Source organism: Acinetobacter calcoaceticus (genome assembly GCF_016508255.1).
In the GTDB taxonomy this organism is placed as follows: Bacteria; Pseudomonadota; Gammaproteobacteria; order Pseudomonadales; family Moraxellaceae; genus Acinetobacter; species Acinetobacter calcoaceticus_E.
In genome coordinates this window covers 69,931-88,323 of the sequence record NZ_JADVKT010000004.1, presented here as the reverse complement: position 1 = coordinate 88,323, position 18,393 = coordinate 69,931, and the positions used below count along the sequence as shown (strand labels likewise).

The following is an 18,393-nucleotide window of genomic DNA, read 5'->3' as shown; positions in this document are numbered from 1 at the left end:
AAATGTCGGTAAATTTAAAGAAAAATTCTCAGTGGCTTTGGGTGGGAGTAATTGCTGCAATCACGGCAATATTAATTGGCCTGCTGGTTTTAAATTCAAAAAGTAAATCTAATTCTTCTGAAGCATCAGAAGGCCACGAGCATGCAGAGGAAAAGGACGAAAAGGGTCATGATGAGGGTGAAAAACCACTGTTACTCACGGCTCAGCAAATGCAGGAACAAAATTTAAAAATTGAACAAGCTGAGTTAGGTGAAGTTCCACAACTTCAAACGTATCCGGCGAAACTCGTTGTAAATACAGACCGTCAAGCTCATGTCTCACCAAGTTTTAGTGGTCGTGTAGAAGCGGTATATGTTGAATTGGGACAACAGGTTAAAAAAGGTCAGGCTCTCGCAAGCTTATTGGTTCCCGATCTAGTCGATCAACAAGCGAATTTGCAAATTGCCCAGTCTAATCTTGATTTAGCGCGTCAGGACTATGAACGCGAGCGTAGCTTATGGTCGCAAGGCATTTCTGCTAAACAAGATTATCAAAAAGCTTATAACGCCTATCAACAAGCCCAAATTCAAGTAAAGGCAGCTCGCTCGCGTTTAAGTGCATTTGGGGCGGGTTCAGGCTCTGGAGGACGCTACACCTTAACAGCTCCAATTGCTGGCATGGTGAGTAATAAAGATATTGTGGTGGGTGAAAACGTACAGTTAGCAGATCAGCTTTTTATTATTAATCAGCTTGATCAGTTGTGGCTTGAGTTTATTTTACCAAGTACCACAAATATGAATTTACAGCCAAATCAGCAAATTGAATTTAAATCTTTGCAAACTGGAAATGTATTTACTGCTCAGGTTCAAAGTTTAACAACTGAGGCCGATGCTCAAACAGGGCGTTTACAGGTGCGTGCGAAAGTCTTGGCAAATAGCAGTGAATTGCGTCCAAACTTAATGGTTAACGTTGAGCTAAATTCAGGCTCAACACAAAAAGTGACACGTGTAAAAGCTCGGGCGATTCAACAAGTCGAAGGTAAAGACGTTATCTTTACTCCAAAAATGGTGAAAACAGGCTTTGAGTTTAAACCTGTCGCTGTGCAGTTGGGGCAACGTTCTAAAGATGGTCAATGGGTCGAAGTTGTGAAAGGGATTAATTCAAGCCAGCGCTATGTTGCCGAAGGTAGCTTCTTACTGAAATCCGAACTGGAAAAAGGAGAGGCGGAGCATGGACATTAATAAACCTGAGCTGCCCAAACCAGAAGGACTGTTTGATCGAATTATTCAGTTTGCTATTCAAAATGCCATTTGGGTTATGTTATTTGTACTGACGTGGATTGGAGTCGGAATCTGGAGTTATCAAAAGCTTCCTATTGATGCGGTTCCAGATATTACCAATGCTCAGGTCCAGATTAATACTCAAGCCAATGGATATACCGCTTTAGAGGTCGAACAGCGGATTACCTATCCTATTGAAAATGCGATGGCTGGAATTCCTAATCTGGAACAGACTCGCTCAATTTCCCGTTATGGGCTTTCCCAAGTCACCATCATTTTTAAAGATGGAACAGATATTTATTGGGCAAGACAACTCATTAACCAGCGTTTACAAGAGGCGAATGGTCAGCTACCACAAGCAGTTGATCCAGTCATGTCGCCTGTTTCAACAGGATTAGGTGAAATTTACCAATGGGTAGTAAAAGCAAAATCAGATGCTAAAAAAGCAGATGGTACGGCCTATACAGCCATGGATTTACGTGAAATTCAGGACTGGATTGTACGTCCTCAATTACAGCGGGTGAAAGGCGTAGCCGAAATTAACAGTATTGGTGGCTACAATAAAACTTATATTGTATCGCCTGATTTAAAACGTTTGCAGCAGCTGCAAATTTCAATTAATGAATTCCAGACTGCTCTGCAAGAAAACAATGAAAATCGTGGTGCAGGTTTTATTGAAGAAAACGGAGAGCAACTCACCGTTCGTGTTCCGGGCATGCTAAGTAGTGTTGAGGATATTCAAAACATTACTGTAAGCACTAAAAATGGTTTACCAATTCGGGTGGCAGATGTTGCGAATGTCTCTATTGGGCATGATTTAAGAACAGGTGCTGCAACCTACAATGGTGAAGAAACTGTTCTTGGCATTGCCATGATGATGATGGGAGAAAACAGCCGTACAGTTGCTCAGGCGGTCGATACCAAAATTAAGGAAATTCAATCCACTTTACCTAAAGGCGTAGAAATAGAAACGGTTTATGATCGAACGATTCTAGTGAATAAAGCAATTGCTACAGTACAGAAGAACCTTGTTGAAGGTGCAATTCTGGTTATTGTGATTTTGTTTATATTTCTAGGAAATTTCCGAGCCGCTTTAATTACAGCCTGTGTTATTCCACTTTCAATGCTATTTACCCTCACAGGGATGGCTGAGCAAAACATTAGTGCCAACCTAATGAGCCTAGGAGCGCTTGATTTCGGGATTATTGTAGATGGTGCAGTTGTTATTGTAGAGAACTGTATTCGACGTCTAGCAGAAGCACAGCATGCTTTACATCGACCCCTTACACGAGCTGAGCGATTCAAAGATGTTTTTCTTGCAGCAAAACAAGCTCGTCGACCGCTTATTTTTGGGCAAATGATTATTTTAGTGGTCTATTTACCTATTTTTGCCTTATCTGGCGTTGAAGCCAAAATGTTCCATCCAATGGCAATGACGGTAGTCATGGCGTTATTGGGTGCGATGATTCTTTCTGTGACATTTGTACCCGCGGCAGTTGCTCTTTTTGTTACGGGTGAAGTGAAAGAAAAAGAAACACGTTGGATGTTGCTTTTAAAGCAGAAATATCAAGATATTCTTGATCAGGCTTATCAACTTAAGATTGTGATTGTTAGTTTTGCATTAAGTATTTTAGTACTTACAGGTGTGTTGGCTACCCAAATGGGCAGTGAATTTGCTCCTCAGTTAAGTGAAGGGGATTTCGCCTTACAGCAAATGCGTTCACCTAGTACAGGACTCGAGCAATCACTGCGAATGCAGGAAAATACCGAAAAGCTCATTTTGAAAAACTTTCCAGAGGTGAAGGCCGTTTTTGCACGAACAGGAACTGCTGAGGTTGCAACTGATGTTATGCCACCTAATATCTCTGATGCGGTCATTTTACTTAAACCGCATGATCAATGGCCAAACTCTAAAGAAACGTTAGATGAGCTACGTTCGCGTATGCAAGCTTTCTTGGCGACATTACCCGGCAATAATAGTGAGTTTTCTCAACCGATTGAACTACGTTTTAATGAGCTGATTTCAGGTGTTCGTAGTGATATTGGTGTCAAGATCTTTGGCGATGATATGCAAGTACTCAATGAACAAGCTCAGGCATTTGCCAAAAAAATACAAACGATTTCTGGTGCTACCGCTGTTAAGGTGGAGCAAACCAGTGGGTTACCTGTGTTGAGTGTCGAAATTAATCGTCCTTTGGCCGCACAATATGGATTATCTGCCAAAGCCATTCAAGATATTGTGGCGGCAAGTGTCGGTGGACAAAATGTAGGGCAGATTTTACAAGGCGATAGACGATTCGATTTTGAAATTCGTTTAGAAGACCAGCAGCGTACCATCCAAAACTTAGCCCAACTTCCGATTCAGCTACCTAATGGCGGTCTTATCCAGCTTCAAGATGTGGCTAAAGTTGATCGTACTTCAGGCTTAAATCAGGTTGGACGTGAAAATGGTAAGCGCCGTGTCATTATTACCGCTAACGTAGAAGGCCGTGATTTAGGATCATTTGTTCAAGAGTTAAGAACGACTCTGGCAAAAGAACAACTACCAGCAGGTTATTGGTTGGAATATGGCGGTCAGTTTGAAAATCTAGCTTCGGCTGCTGCACGAATGAAAATTGTTGTTCCATTAGCGCTTGCTATGATTTTCATTTTACTCATGGCTGTATTCCATAATGTTAAGGAAAGTCTGTTAGTGTTTAGCGGCGTACCGTTTGCATTATCGGGTGGCCTTATTGCACTTTGGCTAAGAGATATTCCGCTTTCGATGTCTGCGGGTGTCGGGTTTATTGCCTTGTCAGGTGTCGCTGTTTTGAATGGTCTGGTGATGCTGAGCTTTATTAAAGAGCTTAGAGAAAAATTTGATATTCAAACTGCAACATGGAATGGGGCGATCTTGCGCTTAAGACCTGTATTAATGACGGCTTGTGTCGCTTCACTTGGGTTTATTCCAATGGCTTTGGCAACTGGAACTGGTGCAGAAGTTCAGCGGCCTTTGGCAACTGTAGTAATTGGTGGCATTATTTCATCTACAATATTAACGCTGGTTTTATTACCTGTTATTTATCGATGGATGAATGAAAGCAAAGCACAAAGGGTTGAGCATTCATAATGTCATCGATTTGAGATATCTTTTTTGATTGCAGAATCTAAGTCAAAAAAGTGTTTGAAAGAGGTAAAAGTAATAATGTCTTTATCATTACTTTTACCTCACCATAAAGATAAATAATAAGGAGTCCGCAAAATGGGTGGACAACATGGTCATGATCATAGTCATGCAGTTGTGACTGAAGGTAATGCTAAGAAATTAACAATTGCCCTATTTCTTACTGCAACGTTTTTAATTGTTGAGGTCATTGCAGGTTTAATCACGCAAAGTTTGGCATTGCTCTCTGATGCTGCGCATATGTTTACAGATGCCGCTGCTTTGGCAATTGCTTTGGTTGCCATCCAAATTTCCAAACGTCCCGCTGATAATAAACGTACTTTTGGCTATCAGCGCTTTGAAATTCTGGCTGCTTTATTTAATGCACTCATGCTTTTTGTGGTGGCAGTTTATATTTTATATGAAGCCTATATCCGCTTCTCTAAGCCACCTGAAATTCAAAGCATGGGAATGCTCATTGTGGCGACGATTGGTTTGGTGATTAACCTCATTTCAATGAAAATTCTAATGTCGAGTGCCAATAACAGTCTAAATGTGAAAGGTGCTTATCTAGAAGTATTGAGTGATGCTTTAGGCTCGGTAGGCGTTATTATTGGTGCACTCATCATTTACTTCACCAACTGGTACTGGGTGGATACGATTATTGCGGTACTGATTGGCTTTTGGGTGTTACCAAGAACATGGATTTTGCTTAAACAGAGCATTAATATTTTGCTCGAAGGTGTGCCAGAAGAAGTAGATATTGAGAAGTTACGTGCAGATTTACTTTCTTTAAATGGTGTAGAGAGTATTCACCAACTCAAAGTATGGGCAATTACTTCTAAAAACATCCATTTAACAGTGCACTTATTTGCGCCGCAAGCGGATCGTGCCAAGCTCTATCAAGATGCTGTTGAAATGCTTTCTCATGAACATGGTATTGGCGAAGTGACATTACAAATTGAAGACGATGCAGAGATCAATTGTAAGCATATTGCTCAACATGCTTCACATGAGCATAACGATAATGATCAAGAACATTCACATCAGCATTAAGCTGATGTGAATACTTTTTTAAATTTCCCATTCATGATTGCAGTCACGACATTTCCAATGTTTTTGTGACTGCATAAACGCTTGCATAGATAATTTAAAGTCTGGCAAATCACGCCAGAACATAAAACCGGCCCCTACAGTTACAACAAAAACAACTACTGTTGCAATTTGAAGAGAGCTACCTGCACCATTGCCAAAAATCCACATAAAAATGCTAATAACAACTAAGAGTAAAAGTATAAAAATTGCAGGAATTAAGATAACCAGACTTTTAGGAACTGCTGGTTTTGCGCTGTTAATGCCTTGGCTTACAGGCATAATTTTAACACTTTGACATTGAGGGCAACGATATTGCATAGGAACTCCACATTCAGTTTGAATCTATTCTAACGGAAATGTCGAAAAAGAAAAAAATTTGTAAAATATCGATGAAGTGCGTTGGACTAGCAAAAAATTAATTTTGAATAAACAAGGAAATACAAAAAACAGATGATTTATTCGTACACATAAAAATTAAAATAATATTGTAGAGCATGCTAATCTACAGAAAAATGAAGTGTAATTAGCACTATAAATGAGCTTAAATACTCGTAAATAGGACGTGGAATAAATATAAAAAGGAGAGGGACTTGGGTCAACAAGATGACAATGAGTCGAAGCCTACAACGACAGCATCGGTTGTAGCCACCCCAGATACCGCAAAACCGTCATTATCTCGTCGATTACTGCATAAGACATTGCAACATGCCCACGATGCGGTTGGATTCGCCAGTGATACGACACGTAATATTGCAGAGGTCGCTGATGCTGCATTAGATGCGCTTGACCAAGTGACTACCCACACCAGACGTGGCGTTATTGGAATGACTAATCTGGCGGCAGGCACTGTAAGAGATATGGTGTCTGAAACTAGTGAAACTGCTCGTCAAGTCGCCTTGATAATGGCGCGTACATTTTTGGGGAAGAGCACTTTAACGCTGTATTTGCCGGAAATGCTATTAAACAATCAAATTCGTAAACGCATAGACCGTTCTGAAATTGATGATATTAAAATTAAATGTGGTAATGACAGTTTTCAAGTCGAGATCGATGGGCATTATCATCGTTTCATGTATCGTTTAAGTTTAGATTTTAAAGTGTTGGAATGTCGTATTGGGCAGGAAAAGTTTTTACGCCTACGTCAAATGGATGAAAGTCTCGATGTCCAGATTCGGCATGGAGGAACGCTGTCAAATTGGGCCGTGCGCCGTATTGGTCGTGTTGGTTTTGAAGTGGTGAATATGTTGCCGATTCCATCACTCATTAATCACTTGATAGGTGATATTCCGGGCATCCAACGCGATGGCCACCGTATGTGGTTTATTGACCTAGAGCAAGCAGGATTTATTGACTTTATTAATAACCGTTCATGGATGGTTGAAAAGCTTTTGAGTTTGACTGATTTCAGTATTTTACCGGGTTTAAATATTTTGAGAGAAAGCCGAGAGCTGGTCCAGCAATTGGTAGATCAATTTGAAATTAGAGGATTACGGGTACAGTCTGGTCGTCTTGAAGTACAAGTGGGAATTGCGAGCTAATAGAATATCGGAAGAGCTAGTCATTGATTGGCTTTTCTTTTTTTAGGCAAGAAAAAAGCCACTGACATTATGCAGTGGCTTTTTAGAATTTGGCGTCCCTACGGGGATTCGAACCCCGGTTACCGCCGTGAAAGGGCGATGTCCTAGGCCTCTAGACGATAGGGACATATGTGAGGCATACATCTGAAAAAATTACTGGCGTCCCTACGGGGATTCGAACCCCGGTTACCGCCGTGAAAGGGCGATGTCCTAGGCCTCTAGACGATAGGGACGTTTCAGAGGTGGGCGTATATTAGGTCGATTTAATAAAAGTGTCAAATAGTTTTCTGAATAAATATTAAAAAAAACAATCAAGTGATTAAAAATGACTCAAATTGTAGAAAATATATACATTTAGCCCTCATTTTTTTGAAAAGGTTCAATAATTGCCTTTATCACGGAGGGATGTTGTAAATATCCTAAAATCTCATGTGGCTGGTTGGCGAAGGTGAAAATTTTCTGATTAATAATAGGTGGATCAAAGTTAAAAGGAGCTTCACATAATGGAAATGCGGTCAGAAAATCATCTTGAGAATAAAAATTAAACCATTCGCCGTGAATACAGGGTGGCCTGACAATTGGGCTCGGAAGCTTAGTCTGAATAACCCGAAAGGATAGAGGAGAAGCTAATGTTATAAATCGTTTAACTGAAAATCGATGTGCTGGGTTTGAAAGTAGGTTAAAGGCAATAACTGAGCCGAGAGAGTGTGCAACGACAATATACTCTTCCTCTTCTCGCATTTTCTTTAAAATCCGCTCATTCACTTCTTGCATAAATTCAGGATTAGATAAGTACATATAAGTTTCAATCAGAAACTGTTGTATCAAGCTTTCATGCAATTTAGGGAAGTTATTTAAAAGAACAACCAACTCTTTGAGTACTCGGTCTTTTACGAGCTGAGAAGTCAGATAGAGTCGTTCTGAAAAACTTTTCTCAGCGGGATCAGTTGCTGGTAGCAGTAATGGGACAAATGGCGTGTGTTCTTTAGCTGGAGGATGATTGTGATGTAAGTGAATAGGTAAATAATTATTTAAAAATGATTTAGGTAATAAAGTGTTGGGGTTTAATTGATTGCTTAACTGATATTTAGTCATCAGATCGCCATAAAATGGCATATGAATATGAAGATCGCGCACGTTAACTTTGCAAGGCATTTGTTTTAGGCCAAGTTTAAATACTTTTAACCAATGCTCTTTCAAGCTATGTGCTGTGTAATTCTGTTGATTCATCCCATGGATAAGTATAATTTTCATTCTATACAAGGAATTGTTTTTAATATAAATTTTAATCTACAACGACACGATATATAAAACCAGTATGTAGACAAAAAAAAGTGTAGCTTTTTGCTACACTTTAATCCAATTAGAGTGGTTTAGGCTTTATTGCGGTAAAAAATAAAATAGCTGATATAACATAAAGCTGTAAAAATAAGGCAGCCCACAAAACCAGCACGCATTTCAGGGTCTGCTGCCATACTCAAACAAGTAATAAAGCAGAAAATAAAACCTAAAATCGGGACGATAGGGAATAACGGAGCAGCGTATTGTAAGTCTTTAACTGTATGACCAGATTTGTACCATTGGCGACGGAAATTAAATTGACTTAAACAGATGCTCATCCAGACAATAACCATGGTAAAAGCAGCGACACCGAGTAGATTTTTAAAAATAGTCTCTGGTGCAAATTGCTCGGATAACAAACCTGGAATTGCTCCAAACATTGTTACAACTAGGGCAACAATAGGTGTTCCGCTTTTTGAAAGAGTCGCAAATACGCTAGGTAATAATTTTTGTTCTGACAGTGACCACATCATACGTGAAGCGGCGTAAAGTCCTGAGTTTGCTGCTGAAAGCAAAGCTGTAATAATTACAAACCGGATAATGTCATCTGCATACGGAATGCCAATATAATTAAATACGGTAACGAAAGGACTGCTACTCACGCTTTCACTGCTTAAACCTGCAAGCTGGAAGGGAAGTAAAGCGCTAATAACAATAATGGTGCCGACAAAGAAAATAAGAAGACGCCAAATCGCCGCATTAATTGCTTTGGGTACATTTTGAGCTGGATCTTTGGTTTCACCTGCTGCTACGCCAATTAATTCTGTGCCTGAGAAAGCAAAGTTAACAATGAGCATGGTGGTAAAAATAGGAATTAAACCGTGTGGAAACCAGCCTTGAGCTGTAAGATTGCTAAATAGCGGTGCAGTTTGGCTACCATGAAAAGGAATTAAACCAAAAATTGCTAATAGGCCGAGCACAATAAAAGCAATAACGGTAATAACTTTAATAAGAGCTAGCCAAAACTCAGACTCAGCAAAAATGCGAGTTGAACTAATATTTAAGCCAAAAATAGTGATTGCAAAAACAATTGTCCAGATCCACATTGAAATATGTGGGAACCATTCCTGCATGAGTAATGCCGCAGCTGTGAATTCAGTTCCAAGCGTTGCAGTCCAAGTCAGCCAGTACATCCAAGAAATCATATAGCCTGTACTAGGGCTAATATATTTTTTGGCATAGGCACCAAAAGAACCTGAAACAGGCATGTGTACAGCAAGCTCTCCTAGGCAGAGCATGACCATATACGCAATCGCGCCACCAAGAATATAGGCAATAATTGCGCCAATAGCTCCAGTTTGTGAAATGACTTCCCCTGAACCTAAAAATAAACCAGTTCCGATTGCCCCGCCTAGTGATAGCATAACAAGATGGCGAGTACTCATGGCTCTTTTTAAAGGTGCAGTACTGTTCTGATGCTGATGAGCATCTAGTTGATTGTCAGATGGCTGCATATTACACATTGAGAGAATTAAGAAAGACGCTATTTTAGATAAAATAGACAAATGTGCAATCTAGAAAGAGATAAAGAATAAACAGTAAGGTGACGATAGCGTCTTTTTATAATTTTTAAAGCAGAATATGGCGTCCCTACGGGGATTCGAACCCCGGTTACCGCCGTGAAAGGGCGATGTCCTAGGCCTCTAGACGATAGGGACTTGATGAGGCAAACACAAAGGAGCGTGGTGGAGTCAAGCGGGATCGAACCGCTGACCTCTACAATGCCATTGTAGCGCTCTACCAACTGAGCTATGACCCCAGTTTGTGTGAGCGCAATATTAGGGTTAATGCGCTCACACGTCAATAAAAAAATGAATTAAGCTTCGCTAGTTGCTTCATTTTTCGGCAATTTTAAGCTCTCATTGAGTTTTTCCCAAATTTTAACTTCTTTCTTGCTTGGTCCACCCACCACTTCTAGAGCGCGACGTAAACGAGCGAAAGTTAAATCAGGCCCAAGAGTAACCATTGACTGCATTACAGGTGTTGAGCTGGTTGAACCCGCAATTGCGATAAAGAACGCTGGCATGAAATCGCGTAATTTAATCTCCATCTGGTTCGCAAGATCCATTAGAGTTTGGCTAACAGTGTCATTGTTCCAAGTGAATTGGCCTTCAAGACGCCAAATTGCAAATTGTAAACTTTGACGAACTTGTTCTTGGGTCAACTTTTTACTTTCAAACATTTCTGCGGTAATTTGTGGCATATGGTTAAAATAGAAACCAGCCCAATTCACTGCTTCTGAGAGTAAATTAATTCGTGGTTGAATGGCAGCTGCAATATCTTCTAAAGTGCTTCGATCACTTTTCCATGTGAGTAAACGGTCTAACAATTGGCCTGGGGTTAAACCTTTGATCCACTGACCGTTAAGCCAGTTCAGTTTTTCAACATCAAAAATTGGTCCGCCTAGTGATACACGTTGAATATCAAAGTTATCCATCATGTCTTGTAGCGTGAACACTTCTTTTTCGTCCGGCATTGACCAACCCATACGGCCTAAATAGTTTAATAAGGCTTCTGGTAAAACGCCGATATCACGGTAATAGTTAATTGATGTTGGGTTCTTACGTTTAGATAATTTCGATTTATCTGGATTACGTAATAACGGCATATGGCAGAGCGTTGGCATTTCCCAACCGAAATATTGGTAAAGCAACTGATGTTTTGGTGCAGATGGAAGCCATTCTTCACCGCGCAATACATGAGTGATTTCCATTAAATGGTCATCGACAACATTGGCTAAATGATAAGTTGGTAGGCCATCATTTTTAAGAAGAACTTGCATGTCGACTTGTGCCCAAGGAATTTCAACTTCCCCACGTAATAAGTCATTAAATTTACAAATACCTTCTTCAGGTACTTTCATGCGGATAACATGCGGTTCACCCGCTTCTAAGCGACGTGTCACTTCTTCTTGAGAAAGTTTTAACCCACGACCGTCATATTTTGGTGTTTCACCACGTGCTTGTTGTTCCGCACGCATCTGGTCTAGTTCTTCTGCTGTAGCAAAACAATAAAAAGCATGACCTTTTTCAACAAGTTCTAATGCATATTGCTTATAAATTCCCATACGTTCAGATTGGCGATATGGTGCATGAGGACCGCCTACATCTGGACCTTCAGACCAATTTAGACCTAACCAACGCAATGAATCTAAAATCATTTTTTCAGACTCTGGTGTAGAGCGAAGCTGGTCTGTATCTTCAATCCTTAAAATAAATTCTCCGCCATGCTGTTTCGCAAAACACATATTAAATAAGGCGATGTAGGCAGTGCCGACATGAGGAAAACCGGTAGGGGAAGGTGCAATACGAGTACGAACTTTCATAGGTAATGGGTCAAAATAAAAATTGAAACTATTATAACGAAAAAGCCCAGTATTCTGACGTTTTATTTAACATCAGACTGGGCTAAAGCTGAAACGAAGAGGGGGTGTTTCAGGTTTTAAGAAGTATGCGGCTGAAAGATTGCCTGAACAAAACGTGAAAAACGCTCATGCTGAGCAGCGAGAAAATTTTGAGTCGGTGTAACGCGAATAGTATTGAGTACTTTAAGCTCATCATCTGTAGAAGGTAATACAACGAGATTACGTTTCTGTTGGTCTAAAGCTTTTTCAATAAGTGAAGTCTGCTTATCTGATCCACTTTTGTTTGGAGTATCTTTTAGTGCTGCAGCAGCAGAAAACTGTGATGCTAAACCTAGCACCAAACTTAAGCTTAACGCTTTTCCATAATGAATTTTCATTATTAATCATCCCCTCTGTTCATTACATTTCATCTATTTTTTGAGTTTAACAAAATGTAAAATTACGGTAATGCTACGATTTAAACATAAATCTTAATAAAAAAGTGGAACTGTGTCACACTTTTTACAAAATTTACCTATATTTTAATCTGGTCGACTCAAATGTAGACCATATGTATCCTTTACGCTTCATTATTTAACAAATTAATGTGTAGATAAAGTGAAGGCCCTCATTAAGTTGTAAGAATAATTACAAAATTTTTCAAAAATAAAATCATTTAGACATCTTAATCTATATATTTTAAAGAGATTAATAAAAAATATATTAATATAAGTAATTGATTGTAAATTATAAAATTAAAAATATAGTAAAACTAAAACTAATGATGGATTTTGTAAATGAAAAAAATATCAATAATGGCCATAGCTGTGTATTTAGGCATGGCGGTAACAGCAGCTCAGGCCGCGACCTCTTTTTTAAATGTTTCTTATGATCCGACCCGAGAATTTTATCAAGAATATAATCAGGCTTTTGGTAAATTCTGGAAACAGCGTACAGGACAGGATGTTGACTTTAAACAGTCACATGGTGGATCAGGTAAACAAGCTCGGGCAGTAGCCACTGGTCTAGAAGCTGATGTTGTAACGTTAGCATTAGCTAATGATATTGATGAGATCGTGAAAGCGGGTTTTATCAAACCGAATTGGCAAAAAGAATTTCCGAATAATTCTGCGCCTTATACTTCTACTGTTGTATTTCTAGTAAGAAAAGGTAATCCGAAAAATATACGCGACTGGAATGATTTAACAAAACCAGGTGTTGAAATTATTACGCCTAATCCTAAAACAGGTGGTGCACCTCGTTGGATTTATTTGTCTGCATGGGGTTATGCCTTAAAACAACCAGGCGGAAATGATGTTAAAGCACGTGAGTTAGTTAAAAAACTTTATCACAATGTAAAAGTACTTGATTCGGGAGCACGTGGTTCGTTAACAACATTTGCAGAACGTGGAATTGGGGACGTTTTATTGTCTTGGGAAAATGAAGCTTTATTGGCGACTAAAGGACCTGATAAAGATAAGTATGAAATTGTTTACCCATCAATTTCAATTTTGGCAGAGCCGTCTGTCGCGATTGTAGATAAAACCGTAGATAAAGATGGCAACCGAACTTTAGCAAAAGGCTATCTAAACTTTTTATATTCACCTTTAGGTCAAGAGTTGGCTGCTAAACATTATTTCCGACCGCGTAATGCGCAAGTGGCTGCTAAATATGCAGCGCAATTCCCAAAAATTAAATTATTTACTATTAATGATGTTTTTGGCGGTTGGGCTAAAGCTCAAAAAACTCACTTTGCTAATGGGGCGATCTTTGATCAAATTTATGATGGAAAGCAATAAATAAAATTACCTAGAAAACAATAATTCGCAAAGAAAACTTAAAAGAAAAATCTTAATAAAGAAGCAAGCTAACTTGAAAAGGTTGGCTTGCTTTCTTATTTTGCTTAAAAAATGCTAACAAAACGGTTTTATCTATGAAAAATTAATATTTTCCTACAAAAAGCCGTTTGGCGTTGGTCGTAAACAAGGTGATAATGTGCAGTTACATTTTTACGCAATGATTTAACACCTATGTCGCATATTTCTGTCTTACTTTTTGAGACCGTTGAGAGCTTATTGGCAGATCGCACAACAGGGGTGTATATCGATGCAACCTTCGGAAGAGGTGGGCATACACGTTTTTTGCTCTCTAAACTTGATGAAAATGCACGAGTCTATGCATTTGATAAAGACCCTCAAGCATTGGAAGTTGCTGCTGCCTTGGCACAAGAAGATCCAAGATTTACCATCATTCATGCCAGTTTTGCTGATATCAAAGAGAAGATGCAGGAAATTGGCGTGATGAGCGTTGATGGTATTATGGCTGATCTAGGGGTTTCATCTCCTCAACTTGATCAGGCTGAGCGTGGTTTTAGTTTCATGCAAGATGGTCCGTTGGACATGCGAATGGATAATTCTAAAGGTTTAACTGCGGCTGAGTGGTTACTTAAAATTGAAGAAGAACAATTAGCAAATATTATTTATCAATATGGTGAAGAGCGTTATAGTCGACGTATTGCTAAAGCCATTAAACTAGCTGGAAAACTAGATACAACCGCTCAATTGGCAGAAGTTGTTAAAACCGCCCATCCAAAATGGGAAAAACATAAACATCCAGCGACACGTACATTTCAGGCAATTCGGATTGCTATTAATAAAGAGCTAGAAGATATTGAAGTGTTTTTGCCGCAAGCTGTAGACTTACTAAAACCGGAAGGACGTTTGTCTGTTATTAGTTTCCATTCCCTTGAAGACCGACTGATTAAGCAGTTTATTCAAAAAGAATCTACGTTGGCAGAAGATTTCGGTTGGGGAATGCCTGAGCAGCGCGTAGATACAAGAAGATTAAAGAAAATTTCACGGGTTCGTGCGAGTGAAGAAGAAGTAAAAGCGAACCCTCGGTCACGTAGTGCATGGCTTCGGGTTGCTGAACGCTTGGAAGAAAAAGGCGCGTAATGAAAAGCAGTGATGAAATCGCAACCACAGAAAACAAAGTGGTGAAAAAAGTTGTGGTGTATACAGTCTTAGTGGCGCTCGTTTTTATGAGTGCCATGATGGTGGTATTTCAAGTATTTGAATATCGTCATGATTATAGAGAGCTTAGCTCTTATATGCGTGAACGTGATGATCTCAATGCTGAATGGGGACGTTTGCTCATTGAGCAACAAACCTTTGGTGCAACGGCACAGATTGGTACGCGTGCTGTAACTCAGCTACGGATGTTTTCTCCACCGGCTGCAGAAACGGTGGTAATTTCTTTACCAATGACCTCAGAGCAAAATAAGTAAGGCCTTGCTGTATGGTAGATAAGCGAACAAAACAAACACGGAAAAAACAGCAGTCTATTTCGGAAAAACCAACTCTTGCTTTTGATATGTGGCGGTTTTATCTGCTCTGGGCAGTAGTGCTACTCTGTTTTGTTGTATTAATTGCGCGTGCATTTTATGTACAAGTAATTAATAAGGATTTTTTACAAAACAAGGCTAATGCCAATATTTTGCGTACTGAGCGTGTGGAAGCCATGCGTGGTGTGATTAGTGATCGCCATGGAGTGCCTTTGGCAATTAGTACACCGATCATGAAAATCGTCATGGATCCACGTGATTATTTCGATACCAAGCACTTATATGACCAAATTACAGCGGAATTAAAGAAAGATCCGAATAATCGTAAATTAAAACGACAATTACCTGATAAAAATTTGAATCTTGATGAGTTGGCAGATGTCGTTGGCTTAGATCGTGCCGATCTTAAAAAACAGATGAATGCGCGACCACGTTCTCGTTATCTGGTTTTGAAGAAAGAAATACCACCGCAACAGGCAGACCTCATTACGAAGGGGAACTTTCAAGGGGTATATGCCGAGAAAACGTATAAGCGTTATTATCCTCAGCCACAGCCAAATGCCCAGATTATTGGTTTAACCAATAGTGAAGGCCAAGGGATTGAAGGCTTGGAAATGCAGCTCAATAAACAGCTATCCGGTGTGGATGGTGAGCAAAAAGTTATTCGTGATAAGCGCGGAAACCGTTTGAAAGTTTCCGAGGTTATTCGTGAGGGTGAACCGGGCGAAAACATCACTTTAAGTATCGACTCTCGTTTGCAATACATTATGTATAGAGAGTTGACCGCAGCCGGTGTTGCAAATAATGCTCGTTCGGCAACAGCAATTGCTGTAGATGTTAAGACTGGTGAAATTCTGGCAATGACCAGTTGGCCGTCATATAACCCGAATGATAAAAATGGGCTATCTAATAAAGATGCCATGCGTAACCGCGGTGCGATTGATATGTTCGAACCAGGTTCAACCATGAAACCATTTACAATTTCTTCTGCTTTAGAAACTGGGCAATATACGCCTAATACTATTGTAAACACCTCTCCAGGCTCAATGCGTTTAGGTTGGCATACGATTCGTGATACGCATAATTATGGTGCTTTAACTGTAAGTGGCGTGATTATCAAGTCTTCAAACGTGGGTTCTGCAAAAATTGCATTGTCACTTCCAAAAGAAACACTACCAAGCTTCTTTAATCGTGCTGGTTTTGGTAAGCGTTCTGCGGTGAAGTTCCCTGGTGAAAGCTCAGGTTTAGTGCTTCCAGTAAGTAAATTAAACTCTTCCCAAATTGGAACCATGGCCTATGGTTATGGTCTGAATGCGACTATTCTTCAGTTGGCGCAAGGCTATGCAATGCTTGCAAATCATGGGGTGAAAATGCCTTTAAGCTTGCATAAGCTTGATCAGGCACCTAAGGGTGAACCAGTTCTTGCTCCGAAAATTGCAGATCAGGTTTTGCTCATGCTAGAGCAGGTGACTATGCCTGGTGGTACTGCGAAGCAAGCTAATATTCCAGGTTATCGTGTTGGCGGTAAAACAGGTACAGCTCATAAACTTCGTGCGGACCGTAAAGGCTATTCTAATAATGAATACCGTGCTTTATTTGCCGGTGTAGCGCCAATTAGTGATCCTCGTTTAGCTGTGATTGTGGTTGTTGAAAATCCACAAGGCCGTTATTACGGTGGTTTGGTTGCGGCACCTGTTTTTGCACGTATTATGCAAGAATCATTGCGTTTAATGAATGTGCCGCTTGATAAACCCCTTGATACTTCAGTAAACCCTATTCGCAGGTAAGCTATGTCTGTTTCTTTTCAAGAAATTAATCTAGTCGAGATTGATGCACAGTGGTCTAAGCAGTCTTTTCATGGCTTTAGTTTGGACAGTCGTAAGGTTGAGTCAGGCCAAATCTTTATTGCTTTGACCAGTTATAGCCAACCTGAAAAAACGCGTATATTTGCTGAGTCAGCTTTAGCCAATGGTGCACTTGCTATTATTAGTGAAACTGAATTGGGTGTGCATAATGAGTGGGTATGTCCTGATGTACGTCAGCGTATGGGTGAATGGCAAGAACGTTATTTACAGCATATAGACCCTGTTACACCAGTACGTATTATTGCCGTGACTGGTACAAATGGTAAAACGACAATTTCACGTTTGGTTGCTGAATTAATTAGTTCACAACAACAGCGCTGCGCCGTTATGGGTACAACAGGCAATGGGATTTTGCCTGACTTAACGCCATCAACTCATACTACGCTTGATGCTTTACAACTACAAAATGCGTTGCATGATTATGCTAAACAAGGCGCAACTTTTGCGTCTTTGGAAGCAAGCTCACATGGTTTAGAGCAGGGGCGTTTAAATGGTTGTGCTATTGAGATTGCCGTTTATAGCAATTTGAGTCGTGACCATCTGGATTATCATGGCACTTTAGAAGCTTATGCAGAAGCAAAGGCTCTTTTATTTCGCTTCAATTCTTTAAAAGTGGCTGTTATTAATCTTGATGATGAGCATGCAGCTCTCATGATAAATGCAGCAAAGCAAAATCCTGCTCAGCCAAAGATTCTGACGTATTCGCTTACTCAAAATACAGCGGATTATTATATTAGTGACCTAAGTTACAGTTTAGCAGGGGCGACTTTTAATTTAGTTTGCCAGCAAGGTTCTTTTGCTGTTCAAAGTCCATTATTGGGACATTTCAATGTTGAAAACCTGATTGCAGCACTTATTGCTGCTGAGCAAGCAGGTTTTGATTTAGAAGCATTAGTCGCTTTTGTCCCTCACTTGATTGGGGCTCCAGGACGAATGCAGGTCATTCGTGATGGTGAACGTTTATTTGTTGTTGATTATGCACATACACCAGATGCCTTAATTCAAGTGCTTAAAACATTAAAACGTCATGTTTCGAATCAACTTTGGGCCGTTTTCGGATGTGGTGGGGACCGCGACCGTGGTAAACGTCCTTTGATGACGCAAGCAGCTTTGGATGGGGCGAATCCGATTATTTTGACTTCGGATAATCCAAGAACAGAAGACCCTGAACAAATTTTTGCTGATATGAAGCAAGGAATTGATTTCTCTGGGCATCGCATGCAGGAAATTCATGACCGCCGTGAAGCAATTAAGTTTGTTGCACAGCAAGCTCAAGCTGGTGATATAGTCGTTATTGCTGGTAAAGGCCATGAAAACTATCAAGAAATTAATGGTGTGCGTCACTGGTTTGATGATGTTGTTGAAGTACAATCAGCAATTGCTGCACAACCTCATACTGTACACGCTGCTTACCCTGCACAATAGGAC

General features: G+C 40.0%; 14 protein-coding genes and 4 tRNA genes. 9 read left to right on the top strand and 9 right to left on the bottom strand.

What is annotated here, in order from left to right; genetic code table 11:
• Positions 1 to 2 precede the first annotated feature (2 nt).
• The 3 genes from I5515_RS09795 (at position 3) to I5515_RS09785 (ending at position 5,457) form a co-directional block, all read left to right on the top strand.
• Positions 3 to 1,220, top strand: a complete 1,218-nt coding sequence (locus I5515_RS09795; protein WP_199966224.1) for an efflux RND transporter periplasmic adaptor subunit — start codon at positions 3 to 5, stop codon at positions 1,218 to 1,220.
• On the top strand, positions 1,210 to 4,368 hold the full coding sequence (locus tag I5515_RS09790) for an efflux RND transporter permease subunit (RefSeq protein WP_199966222.1): 3,159 nt from the start codon (positions 1,210 to 1,212) through the stop codon (positions 4,366 to 4,368). The genes I5515_RS09795 and I5515_RS09790 overlap by 11 nt, the downstream gene beginning before the upstream one ends.
• A gap of 132 nt (positions 4,369 to 4,500) precedes the next feature.
• The gene (locus I5515_RS09785) at positions 4,501 to 5,457 is read left to right on the top strand and encodes a cation diffusion facilitator family transporter (RefSeq protein ID WP_199966220.1); all 957 of its coding nucleotides are present in this window, start codon (positions 4,501 to 4,503) and stop codon (positions 5,455 to 5,457) included.
• Positions 5,458 to 5,475: 18 nt separating this feature from the next.
• Here I5515_RS09785 and I5515_RS09780 read toward each other — a convergent pair whose 3' ends face one another.
• Complete coding sequence (locus I5515_RS09780) at positions 5,476 to 5,814, bottom strand: hypothetical protein (RefSeq protein ID WP_199966218.1); 339 nt, start codon at positions 5,812 to 5,814, stop codon at positions 5,476 to 5,478.
• Between the two features lie 272 nt (positions 5,815 to 6,086).
• Here I5515_RS09780 and I5515_RS09775 point away from each other — a divergent pair, with 272 nt between their 5' ends.
• Positions 6,087 to 7,034 (top strand): hypothetical protein, encoded by a 948-nt coding sequence (locus tag I5515_RS09775; protein ID WP_199966216.1) that lies wholly within the window; start codon positions 6,087 to 6,089, stop codon positions 7,032 to 7,034.
• A 90-nt stretch (positions 7,035 to 7,124) separates the two neighbouring features.
• Here I5515_RS09775 and I5515_RS09770 read toward each other — a convergent pair.
• The 8 genes from I5515_RS09770 to I5515_RS09735 all read right to left on the bottom strand — a co-directional run bounded on the left by I5515_RS09770 (position 7,125) and on the right by I5515_RS09735 (position 12,155).
• Positions 7,125 to 7,200: transfer RNA gene (locus I5515_RS09770), tRNA-Glu, on the bottom strand.
• A gap of 30 nt (positions 7,201 to 7,230) precedes the next feature.
• A tRNA-Glu gene (locus I5515_RS09765) sits at positions 7,231 to 7,306 on the bottom strand.
• A gap of 121 nt (positions 7,307 to 7,427) precedes the next feature.
• Positions 7,428 to 8,327: a hypothetical protein gene (locus tag I5515_RS09760; protein WP_199966214.1), complete on the bottom strand. Its 900-nt coding sequence runs from the start codon at positions 8,325 to 8,327 to the stop codon at positions 7,428 to 7,430.
• Positions 8,328 to 8,446: 119 nt separating this feature from the next.
• Entirely contained in the window at positions 8,447 to 9,868 is a 1,422-nt protein-coding gene (locus I5515_RS09755; protein WP_199966212.1) for an amino acid permease, read from the bottom strand.
• Between the two features lie 128 nt (positions 9,869 to 9,996).
• Positions 9,997 to 10,072 (bottom strand) — tRNA-Glu (locus tag I5515_RS09750).
• A gap of 25 nt (positions 10,073 to 10,097) precedes the next feature.
• A tRNA-Ala gene (locus tag I5515_RS09745) sits at positions 10,098 to 10,173 on the bottom strand.
• A gap of 57 nt (positions 10,174 to 10,230) precedes the next feature.
• Positions 10,231 to 11,739, bottom strand: coding sequence for a glutamate--tRNA ligase (gltX, locus tag I5515_RS09740; protein ID WP_199966210.1), 1,509 nt, complete (start codon positions 11,737 to 11,739; stop codon positions 10,231 to 10,233).
• A gap of 116 nt (positions 11,740 to 11,855) precedes the next feature.
• Entirely contained in the window at positions 11,856 to 12,155 is a 300-nt protein-coding gene (locus tag I5515_RS09735; protein ID WP_199966208.1) for a DUF4179 domain-containing protein, read from the bottom strand.
• A 399-nt stretch (positions 12,156 to 12,554) separates the two neighbouring features.
• On the opposite strand from I5515_RS09735, the gene I5515_RS09730 reads away from it, so the two are divergent.
• From I5515_RS09730 to I5515_RS09710, 5 genes are all read left to right on the top strand, one after another.
• Positions 12,555 to 13,556: a sulfate ABC transporter substrate-binding protein gene (locus I5515_RS09730; RefSeq protein ID WP_199966206.1), complete on the top strand. Its 1,002-nt coding sequence runs from the start codon at positions 12,555 to 12,557 to the stop codon at positions 13,554 to 13,556.
• A 231-nt stretch (positions 13,557 to 13,787) separates the two neighbouring features.
• Positions 13,788 to 14,711, top strand: a complete 924-nt coding sequence (rsmH, locus tag I5515_RS09725) for a 16S rRNA (cytosine(1402)-N(4))-methyltransferase RsmH (protein ID WP_199966204.1) — start codon at positions 13,788 to 13,790, stop codon at positions 14,709 to 14,711.
• The gene (gene ftsL / locus I5515_RS09720; protein WP_199966202.1) at positions 14,711 to 15,043 is read left to right on the top strand and encodes a cell division protein FtsL; all 333 of its coding nucleotides are present in this window, start codon (positions 14,711 to 14,713) and stop codon (positions 15,041 to 15,043) included. Before rsmH ends, ftsL begins: the two co-directional genes overlap by 1 nt.
• 11 nt (positions 15,044 to 15,054) lie before the next feature.
• A complete protein-coding gene (gene ftsI / locus I5515_RS09715) occupies positions 15,055 to 16,887 on the top strand; it encodes a penicillin-binding protein PBP3 (RefSeq protein ID WP_199966200.1) in 1,833 nt (610 codons plus the stop codon).
• Between the two features lie 3 nt (positions 16,888 to 16,890).
• Positions 16,891 to 18,390: a UDP-N-acetylmuramoyl-L-alanyl-D-glutamate--2,6-diaminopimelate ligase gene (locus I5515_RS09710; protein WP_199966198.1), complete on the top strand. Its 1,500-nt coding sequence runs from the start codon at positions 16,891 to 16,893 to the stop codon at positions 18,388 to 18,390.
• The last annotated feature ends 3 nt before the right edge of the window (positions 18,391 to 18,393 follow it).

What these genes read in the sequence shown, in the direction of transcription:
- I5515_RS09710 (WP_199966198.1), top strand. Translation starts at nt 16,891, where the DNA reads ATGTCTGTTTCTTTTCAAGAAATTAATCTAGTCGAGATTGATGCACAG.
- I5515_RS09735 (WP_199966208.1), bottom strand. Translation starts at nt 12,155, where the DNA reads ATGAAAATTCATTATGGAAAAGCGTTAAGCTTAAGTTTGGTGCTAGGT.
- I5515_RS09755 (WP_199966212.1), bottom strand. Translation starts at nt 9,868, where the DNA reads ATGCAGCCATCTGACAATCAACTAGATGCTCATCAGCATCAGAACAGT.
- I5515_RS09785 (WP_199966220.1), top strand. Translation starts at nt 4,501, where the DNA reads ATGGGTGGACAACATGGTCATGATCATAGTCATGCAGTTGTGACTGAA.
- rsmH (WP_199966204.1), top strand. Translation starts at nt 13,788, where the DNA reads ATGTCGCATATTTCTGTCTTACTTTTTGAGACCGTTGAGAGCTTATTG.
- I5515_RS09760 (WP_199966214.1), bottom strand. Translation starts at nt 8,327, where the DNA reads ATGAAAATTATACTTATCCATGGGATGAATCAACAGAATTACACAGCA.
- ftsL (WP_199966202.1), top strand. Translation starts at nt 14,711, where the DNA reads ATGAAAAGCAGTGATGAAATCGCAACCACAGAAAACAAAGTGGTGAAA.
- I5515_RS09795 (WP_199966224.1), top strand. Translation starts at nt 3, where the DNA reads ATGTCGGTAAATTTAAAGAAAAATTCTCAGTGGCTTTGGGTGGGAGTA.
- gltX (WP_199966210.1), bottom strand. Translation starts at nt 11,739, where the DNA reads ATGAAAGTTCGTACTCGTATTGCACCTTCCCCTACCGGTTTTCCTCAT.
- I5515_RS09730 (WP_199966206.1), top strand. Translation starts at nt 12,555, where the DNA reads ATGAAAAAAATATCAATAATGGCCATAGCTGTGTATTTAGGCATGGCG.
- ftsI (WP_199966200.1), top strand. Translation starts at nt 15,055, where the DNA reads ATGGTAGATAAGCGAACAAAACAAACACGGAAAAAACAGCAGTCTATT.
- I5515_RS09790 (WP_199966222.1), top strand. Translation starts at nt 1,210, where the DNA reads ATGGACATTAATAAACCTGAGCTGCCCAAACCAGAAGGACTGTTTGAT.
- I5515_RS09780 (WP_199966218.1), bottom strand. Translation starts at nt 5,814, where the DNA reads ATGCAATATCGTTGCCCTCAATGTCAAAGTGTTAAAATTATGCCTGTA.